The sequence below is a fragment of the Pontixanthobacter sp. CEM42 genome (assembly GCF_017812015.1).
In the GTDB taxonomy this organism is placed as follows: Bacteria; Pseudomonadota; Alphaproteobacteria; order Sphingomonadales; family Sphingomonadaceae; genus Pontixanthobacter.
Genome location: NZ_JADQTN010000001.1, coordinates 1,811,723 through 1,826,693, shown reverse-complemented (window position 1 = coordinate 1,826,693; position 14,971 = coordinate 1,811,723). Strand labels below are relative to the sequence as shown.

Sequence of the window (14,971 nt, the reverse complement as noted above, 5' to 3'; positions counted from 1 at the left end):
CTTAGCCCCCGCCGCCCGGCAGCGCGTAAGCCACCGGAGCATCAGGTCCGAGCGGAATACCCAGATAGAACCAGACCACGATCAGCGTCGTGCCCGAGATCAGCAGCCAAATCGAATATGGCAGCATCATCGCGGTCAGACTGCCAAGACCGAAGTCTGCTTTCCAGCGCTGTGCAAACACCAGGATCAGCGGGAAGTAGACCATCAGCGGCGTGATGATGTTGGTCGCACTGTCGCCGACGCGATAGGCGGCCGTTGCGCCCTCAGGACTAATGCCAAGCAGCATCAGCATCGGCACAAGAATCGGCGCGAGCAGTGCCCATTTCGCGCTCGCCGAGCCAACGAACAGGTTGAGCAAGCCCGCGAAGATAACCATCAGGCCCAGCACGAGCGGCAAGGGCAATCCGGTCGATTGAATGCCTGCTGCGCCATGCACTGCGGAGATTAAGCCAAGGTTCGACCAGTTGAACATCGCCACGAAATGCGCCGCTGCGAAGGCGAGGACGAGGTAATAACCCATATCCTTCATCGACTCCGCCATCATATTCACGAGGTCGCGGTGGTCCTTGATAACGCCAGTCGCGCGGCCATAGGCCCAGCCGGTAAGCAGGAAGAGTAGGAAGAAGGCACCTACCAAAGACTGGTAGAGCGGACGCAGTTCGGAATGGATCGAGCAGTCAGCGGCGGGAATACCGTCACACGCTGCTTCGTTAATCAACGGCGTGCCCGGTGCGAACACCATCGCTACCCACAGCGCCACGACAAACAGTGCCGCCAGTCCCGCATGACGCAGACCCTTCGCTGCGAGTTCGCCAGTATGCTCCGTCGGATCGGGGCTGAGGCCCTCATCGTCTGCACCTGCGGACGCTCCGCCGGTCCATGCGCCAAGGCGCGGCTCAATAACCTTATCGGTGACATACCAGATGATCGGCAGGAACAGGAATGTCATCGCGGCGATGAAGTACCAGTTGCCTGCGATATTCGCCGTCCATGCCGGGTCGAGCGAGCTGGCCGCGACCGCTTCCTCGGTAATACCGAACAGCAGCGCGTCCAGTTGACCGGGAGAGATATTGGCCGAGAAGCCGCCGGATACGCCCGCGAATGCCGCCGCAATACCAGCCAGCGGGTGACGTCCGGCTGCTGCGAAGAGGATGCCTGCGAGCGGGATCAGCACTACGTAACCGGCGTCAGCAGCGTGGTTGCCGATCATCGCCACCAGAGCGACGACCGGTGTGAGAAGCGCTTTCGGCGCGCTTTTCACCGCTTTGGCCATGCCGGCTGCGAAGAAGCCTGAACGCTCTGCGACACCCGCGCCGAGCATGACGACCAGAACATATCCCAGCGGGTGGAAGTGGGTGAATGTCTTGGGCATTTCGACCCACAGCCGCTGAATATTGTCTGCGGCCAACAGGCTGATAGCCTCTATCTTCAGTTTCCCCCCTGTCGCTTCATCCAGTTCGGTCGGGTGAAACGCAGAGACACCGGCCATTGCGCAGATCACCGAAATCACGACCAGCGCGATAATTAGATAGAAGAAGAGAAAAACCGGATCTGGCAGCTTGTTGCCTGTCCGCTCAACCCAGCCCAAAATGCCCTTTTGTGACTGTTCCGTTGCGACTGCTTCGCTCATTTACACACCCTCATTGCGTGCCGCTCTTCCGTATGGCGGCGTTTTGCGTCTAAATCCCATGCATGGCTAAGCTGTATTTCTATTACGCGTCAATGAACGCAGGCAAATCGACCACGCTTTTGCAGGCAGATTTCAACTATCGCGAACGCGGCATGCACACGATGTTGTGGACGGCACAGTTGGATGATCGGTCAGATGACAAGGCGATCGAGAGCCGGATTGGCTTGGGCGCAGAGGCGCATCGCTATCAGGATGGTACCGATTTGTGGGCCCAGATAAGCGCTGCGCATTCGGTCGAGCCGATAGATTGCGTGCTGATCGATGAGGCACAGTTTTTGTCAAAAGATCAGGTTTGGCAATGCGCACGCTTGGCCGACGAAGCGGGCATACCAGTGCTGTGTTACGGGTTGCGGACCGATTTTCAGGGCGAGCTATTTCCCGGTTCGGCAGCTCTTTTGGGCCTGGCAGATTCGCTCGTAGAGCTCAAAGCCGTGTGTCATTGCGGCAAGAAGGCCAGCATGAATTTGCGCGTCGATGAGAGCGGCGCTGCGGTGAAAGCCGGCGCGCAAACGGAAATCGGCGGCAATGATCGCTATGTTGCATTGTGCCGGAAACATTTCAGCGAGGCGCTGGGCGGCTGATCGTCCTACTCGGGCGTGATTGCGTCCACGAACCGGGCTTTGGGATGCTTTGCAAGAAGCGCTTCTTGCCATTCGCTTCGCTTCGCGCGGTCAACGCAGGCGACAATACATCCCCCAAATCCGCCGCCGGTCAGGCGCGCTCCTGTCGCTCCCTGTTCAACAGCATCTTCAACTAGCGCGTCGATAGCGGGTAGCGACATCTCGAAATCGTCACGCATGGAAGCATGGCTGGCGACCATCAGCGCGCCGAACTGGCAGGTGTCGCCACTCTCCAGAGCTTCGATTGAAGCGTGCACGCGCCGATGCTCGGTCGCGCAATGGCGCGCGCGGCGACGGACAGTCTCATCGATATCGGCTGCTTCCACTGCCTCGGGGTCGAGCAAGCAAAGATGATTGGTGCCGAATGCGGCCTTCGCTGCGTCGCATTCCTCCTTGCGTTCAGCATAGCGGCCATCGGTCAGTTTGCGCGTCTTACCCGAATGGATCACCACCATGTCATGCGTTTTCGGCAAAGCCACGACGCGGTATTCCAGCGAACTCGTATCCAGCGCCATTGCCTCGCCGGGTTTGGAGATGGCTACCGCCATTTGGTCCATGATGCCGCAGGGAACGCCGATATAGTCGTTCTCGACACGGCGCGCGGCGACTGCAATTTCGGTGTCGGAAAGGCTCGATCCCGCCGCCTCTCGCGCCGCTTTGAGCAGTGTGACAACCAGTGCGGCGGAAGATGATAGCCCCGATCCGGCAGGAATGGAGGATTGCACGGAAATATCGGCGCCGCCCTTCAACAATCCCAAATTGATCGCCTCGATAATCGAACCGACAGCCGGATCGGACCAGTCCCCGCCAGCCGCATCATCGATCGTGCGCTCGGCTGTGCCCGAATATCCTCGCGCCGATACGCTGATGCGTCGATCCTCGCGCGGCATGAGCGTGGCCGTGAGGCTCACCGACAGGGCTGCGGGCAGGACCCAGCCGCCATTATAGTCGGTGTGCTCGCCGATCAGATTGACGCGGCCGGGTGATGTGACGGTCACTGCCATGCTAGATTGCTCTCAGCGCCTCAACGGCGGTTTCCGGCATCACGTCGACGGTAAAGACGCCCGTATGCTGTTCGACGGACGCAAGATATTTGACCCGGTCAGGTCCGCGCAGAAGCGGATAGAACTGTGCAGTGAAGTGGTAGTTGTCGCAACCTTCACGCGGTGCCGAGTGCAACGCAAACATATAGGGGGTTGGGCGGCCGAAGAAGGCATCATAGCGCCGTGTCACTTCGCCGAGCAGTGTAGCGAAGCCGTCCAGTTCCTCTTCGCTGCAATCCCATGGGCCTTCGCGGCACTGGATAGGGGCAATCCAGACCTCATAGGGGAATCGCGCAAATCGCGGGCATAAGGCAGCCATGCCGTTCGCCTCGGACAAACCATAGTCGGGCATCGCAGCAGCGATCTCCGCCGCCAAGTCATAGCCGCCAGCGAAAGCATCGATAGCAGCCTGCTGGACGAGTGGCACTTTGCCGAAGCCGTAAATCTGTCCGTGCGGATGGTGCAGCGTCGCGCCAACCTCATCACCGCGATTTTCGAACGGCAAAACATAGCCGCAGCCTTCGGCAAACAGCGCCTGATAGCGATCAATCCATGCAGCGATCAGAAGCCGCCTGCGGTCTTGACCAATAGTGTGGAGGCTGCCTTCAGCCTCAGGGGTGTAGACAATAACCTCGCATCGCCCTGTGGCGCCTTCGCTGTCGATTCCATCGAGTTGAGGCGGCGCTGGAGCAAGCGGATGGAGTGCGGAAAACTTGTTCTCGAAGATCGCCAATTCAAAGTCTTCGAATGGAATTTCGGTTGTCGGTCCGCCTGCAATCGTCGGCGCGAGCGGATCAGCGCTGGCCGCGGGTTTGAATGTCCGGTTTTGCCGGTGCGCTGCGTAGATGTTCCACTCGCCACGCAGCGGATGGAAACGTACCTCACCGCCTGTCGCGATGTCGTCGTTTTGCTGCTTTTGCACAGGCAAGCCATGGGCTTCGCGCCCGTAGAGATAAAGCATCCGTCCGTCAGCTTTTCTGAAGTTGCGGAGGAACACGTCACCAACGACAGGTGTATCCAGAGGCGTGACAATGTCACTCATGCCGCCGCGGCCGCACCGCGCTTGGCGAACCAATCTTCGAGTGATTTGCGCTCCGCATCATTCATATGCAGGCCGAGTTTGCTTCGCCGCCAGAGTACGTCTTCGGCGGTTTGCACGAATTCGCCATCGATCAGATATCCGACCTCGCGCTCGGTCAGGCCAGCGCCGAAGTCTTGTCCCATGTCGGCCCATGATTTCGCATCGCCAACAACTGCAAAAACCAACGTTCCATAAGCACGGCACAGGCGGAGCATAACATCGGCAGAGCACCATTCGTATCGGGACTGCATGTCTGAAACGAAGGCATCGAATTGACCGACCTCCATGTCGCCGCCGGGTAAATCTGCACCCGCCGTCCATGCGTCCTGTGTTTCAAGCCAAGGCATTGGCAGCTTGTGAAGCGCATGTTCTGCGAGCTTGCGGTAAGTCGTGATCTTGCCGCCGAAGATCGAGAGAATCGGCGGTGCGCCTTCTGGATTGTCGAGCTCGAACACATAATCGCGGGTCACGGTCGAGTTATTGCGCGATTGATCATCGTAGAGCGGGCGTACACCGGAGTAACTCCAGATAGCCTGGTCGGGCGCTACATCAACTTTCAAATATTCATTGATAGCATCGCAGATATAGGCGGATTCATCATCCGATATTTCGATGGTGTTGGCATCGCCTTTGAACGCGACATCAGTGGTTCCAACCAACGTGAATTCCCGTTCATAGGGAATTGCGAATACGATCCGGTCGTCTTTGTTCTGGAAGATGTACGCTTGATCGTGATCGAACAGTTTTGGGAAGATCAGGTGACTGCCTTTGACAAGACGAAGGTTCTGATGCTGCTTTTCCGGCATCGCTTTGCCAAGCACTCCGTCAACCCATGGGCCGGCTGCATTCACAACTGCCCGTGCAGAGATACGCTGCGTCTCACCATGCTTGTCTTTGAGATCAGCAAGCCAGACCTGCCCGCGCCGGTCCAAGCCGACACATGCGGTGCGGGTGCGGATGTCGGCGCCGCGCTGCGCCGCGTCCATCGCGTTCAGAACAACAAGCCGGGCATCTTCGACCCAGCAATCCGAGTATTCGAACCCTTTGACGAGCCGCTCTTCGAGCACATCACCATGTGGTGCGGCCCGCAGATCAACAGTTTTGGTCTCAGGGAGCAGTTTTCGCCCGCCAATATGGTCGTAGAGAAACAGGCCCAGCCGCAGCAGCCATGACGGGCGCAGGCCTTTGTCATGCGGCAACACGAAGCGCAGTGGCCAGATGATATGCGGCGCCATGCCGAGCAAGCGTTCGCGCTCGATCAGGCTTTCCCGCACTAGGCGGAACTCGTAGTGCTCCAGATAGCGCAAACCGCCATGGACCAGCTTGGTGCTGGCAGAGGATGTATGGCTGGCCAAGTCATCTTTTTCACACAGCAGCACTTTTGCGCCGCGTCCTGCGGCATCGCGGGCGATCCCAACGCCGTTAATCCCGCCGCCGATGACTAGAAGGTCGTATGGTGTGTCGTCGGTCAATTCTCGGCCTTCAAATGATAAATCAGGCAAGTGTCGGGATGGACCAATGCCAACTGGATGCCGTGTTCCATCAATGCTGCACCTGCGAAGAGGCTTCCATTCTCCATAAGCGCGGCGGCGTCAATGATGGATGGATCAGAGCGCGACGGGTTACTTTGCGGCCAGAGCAGCTTGATACGATATTGCTTCGCGGGGTTGAGCCCATCGAAGCGGAGGCGATCCGGTTTCGTAGCCGGATGGATATCGAGCAACGCACAGCTAAACAATGCTTCATCTTTCTCGCGCGCAACGCAGCCCATGGCGGCCAGATAGTCGGGAGTTGCGAGCCGGTAGAATTCGCCACCATGGATCAGTTCGCGGTGTTGTTTGTGAAGCCTAATTGCTGCCGCAAGGGTGGCGCGATCCTTGGCGGTCTCGTCTGCCAGATCCAGCTCCATTCCCATATGGCCAAAGATCGCACTAGCCGCGCGAAACTCCATCGAGAACATCCGGCCGGTGATATGGCAACGCTTGGGACCAACATGATTGCCAAGCACGCTCAGCGGGAAGAAATGGCTGGCGCCGCGCATGATTTGGTGGCGGTGGCGTGCGTCATTATTGTCCGACGTCCAGATGCGGTCGGTCCGTCTGAGAATTTCGTAATCGGCACGAGCACCGCCTGAAGAGCAGCTTTCGATTTCCAAGGTGGGGTGTGCCGTGCGGTAGCGGTCGAGCAGAGCATATAGCGCTTCAGTCTGCTTGTGCATCACGGCGCGCCCGTCGCTGACGGGATGCTGCGTATCGCGGTTCATGTCCCATTTGATGTAGTCGATCTGGTATTCGGTAATCAGTGCGCTGATCTTCTCGAACAGATAGTCGGTGACCTCGGGCTTAGTCAGATCGAGCGTTAGCTGATGCCGCGACGGGATCGCCTCGACGCCCTCGACTCCCAGCACCCAGTCAGGATGCGCGCGGTAAAGATCGCTATCAGGATTGACCATTTCAGGCTCGAACCACAGCCCGAATTCCATTCCCAGCTCGCGGACGCGATTGACGATTGATTGCAGGCCATTGGGGTAGATATCGGGCGAGACCCACCAATCGCCGAGACCAGCCTTGTCGCTGCGCCGTCCTCCGAACCAGCCATCGTCCAGCACGAAGCGCTCTGCGCCTACTTCTGCGGCTTGTTCGGCCAAATCAATCAGGCGAGCTTCATCGTGATCGAAATAGACCGCTTCCCATGTGTTGTAGTGGACGGGGCGCGGTTTTGAGCGTTCGCTGACTATCGAATTCTTCACAAACGCGTGAAGCCGCCGCGAGACGTCGCCGTATCCATCATTGGACCAGCAGGCGACCAGCTGTGGTGTGGTGTATCTGTCAGAAACCTCCCCGGGCAGGAGCAGTTCGCCAGCCTGCAGAATGGTTGTGCCATCTTGCTCTGTATCAATGCGCATGCGGCTGTTGCCTGACCAGCCAAGGTGACAACCGAACGCCAGTCCGGTTGCTTCATCGGTTGTACCGGTTCCGGCAAACAATCCGGGAAAGTCGGAATGGCTTGTGCGGCCTGCTTTGTTTTCGCGCAGATAAGATCCGCGAAAGCGCTCAATGTTTTCGATCTGAAATTCGCTCGCCCATTTGCCGCTGACGCTGCGGAGCCGGTTCAATCTGTCATCCATCGGCAGGCAGAGAGCGGCACACCAATCAATGTTGACCGGCTTGTCGCTGCTGCCGACGATCTTGGTCGATGCGGTGAAAACGCCAGTGCGGGGACAGAGCGCGAAATTGTGCGTGGACTGCAGTACGCTCAAAGCATCGACGCAGACAATTTCCGCGTCACTCTCGTCGGACTGGCGCACGTTTTCGACACGCAGATCAATCGCCCAATCCTTGCCATCGCGATGCGCGATCAGGCCTGCAGCGCCCGGCCATCCTGTGCCCAGCGGATTGAGCAGTGACGGCGGGATAGGCTGCTCAGGGCCACCGGGGATATGCTGGCCGCTCTGGAGTATTGCCAGTTCCTCCGGTGTGGCTCCGGGGATATCCGGCCCTGCATAGACGATCCGTGGCCGCCCGCCCTTGGCAGTGCAGAGCACAACCAGCGTGTCCTTGCCGCGGAGGATAGTAAAGTCAGCCACACAGCATCTCTGGCAGATCATGTGAGCCGCGCAAATAGAAACAATGGTATTGGTTGGTATTGACCGGGAAAGCGGGCTAGGCGTGGCGGCTAGACCTGTCACAGAGCAGGCTATCGAGAGGGATGAGAATTCATGAATAGTCCGGTCCAAATTGCGGTTTTCGTCGCAATCTCTGCTCTGATCGCGCTGGCGACGTATCTGCATTGCCGAGGTAAAGGCAAAGGCGAAGCGGCTGACGAGAAGGACTACTTTCTCGCGAATGGCGGTTTGGCTTGGTATTTTGTGGCCGGTTCGATCACGCTGACGAACCTCTCGACCGATCAGCTGATCGGGATGAATGGCAACCAGATGGCGCTGCTTGCGTGGTGGGAGTTTGCTGCCGTTGCTGGTTTGCTGATCCTGTGTTTCGTGTTCCTACCGGTTTACTACAAGAACAACTGTACCACGACGACCGAACTGCTCCAGAAGAAGTATGGTGACAAGCATATCCGGGCGTTGATTTCGGTGTTGTTCCTGTTCGGCAATCTGTTCATTTTCCTGCCCGCTATTCTCTATGGCGGTTCGCTGTTCCTGCTCTCGATGACCGGTATGGATACAGGGCTGCAGAACTTGATGATTACCTCGATCATCTTGGCGACCGTCGGCGCGTGTTATGCGATTTTCGGTGGGCTAAGAGCGGTTGCGGTGTCGGACACCTATTCGGGTGTCTTGATCCTCGGCCTTGCGCTGCTGGTAGTTTATCTGGCGCTGCAAGCGATCGACTTCGATCTGTCGGGCATTCCGGCGGAACGGCTGACGTTAGTAGGTGACAATGACTCGCCTATTCCGTGGCATACTTTGCTTACGGGCATGATCTTCATCCAGACATTTTACTGGTCGACCAACCAGACGATTACCCAGCGCGCGATGGCTGCTCCCAATATCAAGGAAGCGCAAAAAGGTGTGTTGACGGCAGCGGGTATCCGCTTGCTGATCGTACCGGCGATTGTCGTGATCCCGGGTATTGTTTCTTACAAGCTGTACGGCGACATCGGCGACCCGGCCTACGGACGGATTGTCGGTGATGTTCTGCCCGTTTGGCTTTCGGGCGCATTTGCGGCGGGTATTGCTGCAGCGGTTCTCACGACCTTCAATTCGATCCTGAATGCCTCTGCTGCGCTGTATGTCTGCGACATTCACGAGGCTTATGTCGACAAAGATCCGCCTGTGGTAAAACTCAGCGCGATTGTGTCGATTGCCATGTCGATCTTGGCGCTGGTGCTGGTGCCGTTCTTCGCCAGTCAGGAAAGCCTGATCAATACAGTGCAGGAGCTTTACGGATTGCTGTCTATGCCGATCCTGTCGGCGTTTATCGTGTGCCTTGCCTTCCGCAATGTGAAGGCGGGCGCGGCGATGATCGGGGTTGTGACCGGCGTCGCATTCTATGCGTATTTCAGCATGATCTGGCAGCCGCTGCATTACATCCACGGCATGTTCTTCACGCTGGTATTGTCGGTTCTGACATCGCTGGTGATGAACAAGCTGATCTTCGGCCAAACTGCCGAACTTGCAATTGGCAGAGGTGATGCTGCTTGAGCCGATCACAGTTCCCGCCTAGCGGAGCGGCATGACAGACACGAAACTACCCCCTAAATTTTCGGCTCCCAACGGCTGGATATTGCTGGATAAGCCTCATGGGCTTGGCTCGACGCAGGCTGTTGCGGCGGTAAAGCGCAATTTGCGCGAGGCTGGCTTTGCCAAGACCAAGGTCGGACATGGTGGGACGCTCGATCCTCTGGCGGAAGGTGTTCTGCCGATTGCGCTGGGCGAAGCGACTAAGCTGGCAGGGCGGATGCTCGATGCCAGCAAGATATACGAGTTCACCATCCAGTTTGGTGAAGAAACCAGCACTCTGGATAGCGAAGGGGAGGTTGTTCAAACCAGCAATCAACGCCCACCAATGGCGGCCATTACCGCGATACTCGAACATTTCACTGGCGAGATCGATCAGGTGCCGCCCAAATATTCGGCGCTCAAGGTCGATGGCAAGCGGGCCTATGATCTGGCGCGTGCTGGCGAAGAGGTTGAGCTCAAGACGCGGCGTGTGACGATCTATTCGCTGACATCCGGCTCGGGCTTTTCGGGTGATGATATGCCCTATTCGACCTTCGCGACCACAGCGACGCGGCCTGATCCGGAAATCGGCCATGAACCGCTCGAATTGGCTGATGCGATCACCCTCACAGCCTATGTTAGCAAGGGCACCTATATCCGCTCTCTTGCACGCGATATTGCGCGGGCGCTTGGAACGGTTGGGCATGTTACCTCTCTTAGGCGGACAAAGGCGGGGCCCTTCCTCGAAAATCAGGCGATTTCGCTAGACAAATTGAATGAAATCGGTAAGGGCGCGCCACTTGAAGACGTAATACTGCCTTTGGAGGCAGGGCTGGACGACATCCCGGCTCTTGATCTCACGTCCGAACAGGCAGCAGCGGTCCGCCAGGGCCGCGTCTTAACCGGGCAGCCCCAAGCAGACGGGCTCTATTGTGCCATGCACCGGAATATCCCGGTCGCATTGGTGGAGCTTGTAGGCGGGACGACCAAGGTCGTTAGGGGTTTTAACCTTCACGATGTCGCGGAGTAAAAGACTATGACTATCAGTGCGAAAGAAAAGCAGGACGTAATCAAGGAATATGCAACAGCTGACGGCGACACAGGTTCGCCAGAAGTACAGGTTGCTATTTTGACGACCCGCATTCGCAACCTGACCGACCACTTCAAGGCCAACCACAAGGATAACCATTCCCGTCGCGGCCTGCTGACAATGGTGAATAAGCGTCGTAGCTTGCTCGCCTATCTCAAGAAGATCGACGTAGCGCGCTATAACGAGCTGATCCAGAAGCTGGGTCTGCGTAAATAAGAGTTTCGGAACGGCTCCCATCGGGAGCCGTTTCACTATCTGGCACCCGACGCAATTCGGCGCAGGGGCCACCGGAGCCAAAGATGCTCCACACCGGCCCGGGCCGGTTCTCCCGGAAAACAGAAGGCCCCGCGCAGCAATGTGGCCACGTGGGATCATAAGGAAAATACATGTTCGACAAGAAAACCGTATCGATTGAATGGGGCGGAAAAACCCTCACTCTCGAAACCGGTCAGATTGCCCGTCAAGCAGACGGCGCTGTTCTGGCCACTTATGGCGAAACCGTGGTGCTGTGCGCCGTGACCGCCGCAAAGTCAGTCAAGGAAGGCCAAGACTTCTTCCCGCTGACTGTCCACTATCAGGAAAAATTCTCGGCTGCTGGCCGTATTCCGGGCGGCTTCTTCAAGCGTGAAGGCCGTGCGACTGAAAAAGAAACACTGACCAGCCGCTTGATCGACCGTCCGTGTCGTCCGCTGTTCCCAGAAGGTTTCTACAACGAAATCAATGTGATCTGTCAGGTCATGTCTTATGACGGCGAAACAGAGCCGGATATCGTTGCAATGATCGCAGCATCTGCTGCTCTGACTATCAGTGGTCTGCCCTTCATGGGCCCAATCGGCGCAGCGCGCGTCGGCTTCAACAATGATGGCGAATACATCCTCAACCCGACCGTCGCTGACGCTCTGGGTGAAGATGGCAATCTCGACCTGGTCGTTGCTGCGACACAAGACGCAGTGATGATGGTTGAATCCGAAGCGAAAGAACTGACCGAAGAGCAGATGCTCGGCGCGGTGATGTTCGCTCACGAAGAAAGCCGGAAAGTTATTGGCGCGATCATCGATCTCGCTGAGCAAGCAGCGAAAGAGCCATGGGAACTCGACAAGGTTGAAGACAAATCAGCCGCTCTCGAAGAACTCCGCGGCGTTATCGGTGACGATATCGCAGCAGCTTACAAGCTCACCGACAAATCGGCCCGTCAGGATGCCGTGAACGCTGCCCGTGAAAAGGCCCGCGATCACTATGCTGATCTCGCCGAAAGCGATCCGGCTGAATATATGGGCCGCCTGAAACTGGTGAAGAAGCTGGAAAGCGACATCGTTCGCGGCGCGATCATCAAAGACGGTACGCGCATCGACGGGCGTAAGCTCGACGAAGTTCGCCCGATCGAAGCTATGGTCGGTCTTCTGCCCCGTACCCACGGTTCGGCGCTGTTCACCCGCGGCGAAACGCAGGCGATCTGTACGACTACGCTGGGCACCAAAGACGCTGAGCAAATGATTGATGGTCTTGAAGGTCTGACCTTCACCAACTTCATGCTGCACTATAACTTCCCGCCATATTCGGTCGGCGAAGTGGGCCGCTTCGGCTTTACCAGCCGCCGCGAAACAGGCCACGGTAAGCTCGCATTCCGCGCGCTCCGTCCGGTTCTGCCAACGGTTGAAGACTTCCCGTACACAATCCGTGTTCTGTCCGACATCACCGAGTCCAACGGCTCGTCTTCGATGGCCACAGTTTGCGGCGGTGCATTGTCGATGATGGATGCAGGCGTTCCACTGGCGCGCCCTGTTTCGGGTATCGCGATGGGTCTGATCCTTGAAGGTGAAGAATTTGCGGTTCTGTCTGACATTCTGGGTGATGAAGATCACCTCGGCGACATGGACTTCAAGGTAGCCGGTTCGGAAGAAGGCATCACTAGCCTTCAGATGGACATCAAGGTTGCCGGCATTACGCAGGAAATCATGACCAAGGCGCTCGAGCAGGCGAAAGCCGGCCGTACGCATATCCTTGGCAAGATGAGCGATGCACTGGGTGCCTCGCGCGGCGAAGTGTCCAAGCACGCTCCCCGTATCGAAACGATGCAGATCGACAAATCGAAGATCCGCGACATCATCGGTACCGGCGGTAAAGTTATCCGTGAAATCGTTGCGGAAACTGGCGCCAAGGTCGACATCGACGATGAAGGCACGATCAAGATCTCGTCTTCCGATCACGACCAGATCGCAGCCGCACGGGCTTGGATCGAAGGCATTGTGGAAGAAGCCGAAGTCGGCAAAATCTACAACGGCAAGGTCGTCAACATCGTGGACTTCGGTGCATTCGTGAACTTCATGGGCGGCAAGGACGGTCTCGTCCACGTGTCCGAAATGAAGAACGAGCGCGTTGAAAAACCAAGCGACGTTGTCAGCGAAGGTCAGGAAGTAAAGGTCAAGGTTCTCGAGATCGACCAGCGCGGCAAAGTCCGTCTGTCGATGCGCGTTGTTGACCAAGAAACCGGCGAAGAGCTGGAAGACACTCGCCCACCACGCGAAAACAAACCACGCGGTGGCGGCGATCGTCGCCCACGTGGCGGCGGCGGTGGCCGTGGTCGCGGTGGTGATCGTGGCCCACGCGGCGGCGGTGGCGGCGACAAAGGTGGTAACGGCGGTGGCGAAGCCCACGTGCCGGACTTCCTGAAGGACTAATCGTCACTTCAATCAGATAAGAGGGGCCGCGAGAAGCAATTCTCGCGGCCCTTTTTCTTTGCTCACTGAAGCTGGCGCGGGTATGATATGGCTGAAGGAGCATTTCGCATTCCTACCAAGCCCAAAATCTCAATCGGCTGGCGTGAATATGTCGATTTGCCGGATCTCGGCCTCGAACATATTCCGTCAAAGATCGACACCGGCGCGCGTACAAGCGCATTGCATGTCGATAGCATCAAGCCGTTCAAGGGTGCCGATTGCGAACAGATGGTCCGCGTGTCGTTCCGAATTCGGCACAATCCGGGCGAGAAGCCTGAGAAAGTTCACCGCGATTTGCCCGTGAGCGGTCTGCGAAAAGTAACCAGTTCAAACGGCACCAGAGAAGACCGCTGGGTCGTGCGCACCCGTCTATCGCTTGGCGGATTGTCGCGTGCGGTGAACTTTACGCTCACCAATCGTGGCTCGATGCGCTATCCAATTCTAGTTGGACGCAGCGCGATGCGTAGCCGGTATGAAATCCACCCGGGACAATCCTTTATTCATGGCACACGCGATGCCGAGCCGCTCGTTCACTCGGCCGATGGGGCATCAGGAGACTCATAATGAAACTTGCGATGCTGGCCCGTAATCCAAACCTCTATTCGCATAGGCGGTTGGTCGAGGCTGCTGAGAAGCGCGGCCATACGCTCGACATTCTCAACACGACGCGTTGCACGGTTGAGATCGCCAGCCATCGTCCGACGGTTACCTATAAGGGTGAAACGCTGAAAGGTTATGAAGCGGTCATTCCTCGTATTGGTGCGTCGATCACAGCCTATGGTCTGGCGGTTCTGCGTCAGTTTGAGATGGGCGGCGTTTGGTCGTTGAATGAAAGTGTGGCCATCGGACGGAGCAGGGACAAGCTGCGCTCGACCCAGATCATGGCGAAATATGGTCTCGGATTGCCGCTGACTGCATATGCCAATGATCCCAAGCAAGCGGAGGCAATCATCAAGGCCGTCAATGGCCCGCCGGTGGTGATCAAACTCCTCGAAGGTACACAGGGAATCGGTGTGGTGCTGGCCGAAACGCTCAAGGGCGGGGCTTCGATTATCGAGGCATTTCGTGGTGCAAACATCGCGATCATGGTACAGGAATTCATCAAAGAGGCTGGCGGATCGGACATCCGCTGTCTGGTTGTTGGTGGCAAAGTCGTTGCGGCCATGAAACGACAGGGCGCAGAGGGTGAATTCCGTTCGAACCTGCACCGTGGTGGCAGCGCTCAACTGATCAAAATTACCCCTGAAGAGCGCTCAACCGCAGTACGTGCAGCAAAAGCCATGGGTCTCAACGTGTGTGGAGTAGACCTGCTACGTAGCAATCATGGGCCGGTGATTATGGAGGTGAACTCCTCGCCGGGTCTCGAGGGAATCGAGAACGCGACCGGAAAGGATATCGCCGGAATGATTATCGAGTTTATCGAGAATAATGCGAAGCCTGGAAAGACCAAAACGCGTGGCAAAGGGTAGCTCAAAAAGGGAAACCCGCACGCCGTTCGAGCTAGGCGGGACCAGCATTGCAGCAGGCACATCCGCAACGGTGAATTTGCCG

12 protein-coding genes are annotated in these 14,971 nt (G+C 57.4%); 7 read left to right on the top strand and 5 right to left on the bottom strand.

What is annotated here, in order from left to right; translation table 11 throughout:
- Window position 1: 1 nt before the first annotated feature.
- The gene (locus tag J9777_RS08595) at window positions 2-1,630 is read right to left on the bottom strand and encodes an AbgT family transporter (protein ID WP_209348299.1); all 1,629 of its coding nucleotides are present in this window, start codon (window positions 1,628-1,630) and stop codon (window positions 2-4) included.
- Window positions 1,631-1,692: 62 nt separating this feature from the next.
- Between J9777_RS08595 and J9777_RS08590 the strand changes: the two genes are divergently transcribed.
- Window positions 1,693-2,271: a thymidine kinase gene (locus tag J9777_RS08590; protein WP_209348298.1), complete on the top strand. Its 579-nt coding sequence runs from the start codon at window positions 1,693-1,695 to the stop codon at window positions 2,269-2,271.
- A gap of 5 nt (window positions 2,272-2,276) precedes the next feature.
- On the opposite strand, the gene galK is transcribed toward J9777_RS08590, so the two are convergent.
- The 4 genes from galK to J9777_RS08570 are packed head-to-tail and all read right to left on the bottom strand — an operon-like array spanning window position 2,277 to window position 8,020.
- Window positions 2,277-3,314 (bottom strand): galactokinase, encoded by a 1,038-nt coding sequence (gene galK, locus J9777_RS08585; RefSeq protein ID WP_209348297.1) that lies wholly within the window; start codon window positions 3,312-3,314, stop codon window positions 2,277-2,279.
- Window position 3,315: 1 nt separating this feature from the next.
- On the bottom strand, window positions 3,316-4,395 hold the full coding sequence (locus J9777_RS08580; protein ID WP_209348296.1) for a galactose-1-phosphate uridylyltransferase: 1,080 nt from the start codon (window positions 4,393-4,395) through the stop codon (window positions 3,316-3,318).
- Entirely contained in the window at window positions 4,392-5,906 is a 1,515-nt protein-coding gene (gene glpD, locus J9777_RS08575; protein WP_209348295.1) for a glycerol-3-phosphate dehydrogenase, read from the bottom strand. The genes J9777_RS08580 and glpD overlap by 4 nt, the downstream gene beginning before the upstream one ends.
- Window positions 5,903-8,020, bottom strand: coding sequence for an alpha-galactosidase (locus J9777_RS08570; RefSeq protein ID WP_348631963.1), 2,118 nt, complete (start codon window positions 8,018-8,020; stop codon window positions 5,903-5,905). Before J9777_RS08570 ends, glpD begins: the two co-directional genes overlap by 4 nt.
- Window positions 8,021-8,152: 132 nt before the next feature.
- On the opposite strand from J9777_RS08570, the gene J9777_RS08565 reads away from it, so the two are divergent.
- The 6 genes from J9777_RS08565 to rimK all read left to right on the top strand — a co-directional run bounded on the left by J9777_RS08565 (window position 8,153) and on the right by rimK (window position 14,889).
- Complete coding sequence (locus tag J9777_RS08565) at window positions 8,153-9,595, top strand: SLC5 family protein (protein ID WP_209348293.1); 1,443 nt, start codon at window positions 8,153-8,155, stop codon at window positions 9,593-9,595.
- Between the two features lie 31 nt (window positions 9,596-9,626).
- Window positions 9,627-10,643: a tRNA pseudouridine(55) synthase TruB gene (truB, locus tag J9777_RS08560; RefSeq protein WP_209348292.1), complete on the top strand. Its 1,017-nt coding sequence runs from the start codon at window positions 9,627-9,629 to the stop codon at window positions 10,641-10,643.
- Window positions 10,644-10,649: 6 nt separating this feature from the next.
- Window positions 10,650-10,919, top strand: a complete 270-nt coding sequence (gene rpsO, locus J9777_RS08555; RefSeq protein WP_209348291.1) for a 30S ribosomal protein S15 — start codon at window positions 10,650-10,652, stop codon at window positions 10,917-10,919.
- Window positions 10,920-11,089: 170 nt separating this feature from the next.
- Window positions 11,090-13,381, top strand: coding sequence for a polyribonucleotide nucleotidyltransferase (gene pnp / locus J9777_RS08550; RefSeq protein WP_209348290.1), 2,292 nt, complete (start codon window positions 11,090-11,092; stop codon window positions 13,379-13,381).
- A gap of 87 nt (window positions 13,382-13,468) precedes the next feature.
- On the top strand, window positions 13,469-13,984 hold the full coding sequence (locus tag J9777_RS08545) for a RimK/LysX family protein (protein ID WP_209348289.1): 516 nt from the start codon (window positions 13,469-13,471) through the stop codon (window positions 13,982-13,984).
- Window positions 13,984-14,889 (top strand): 30S ribosomal protein S6--L-glutamate ligase, encoded by a 906-nt coding sequence (rimK, locus tag J9777_RS08540; protein WP_209348288.1) that lies wholly within the window; start codon window positions 13,984-13,986, stop codon window positions 14,887-14,889. Before J9777_RS08545 ends, rimK begins: the two co-directional genes overlap by 1 nt.
- The last annotated feature ends 82 nt before the right edge of the window (window positions 14,890-14,971 follow it).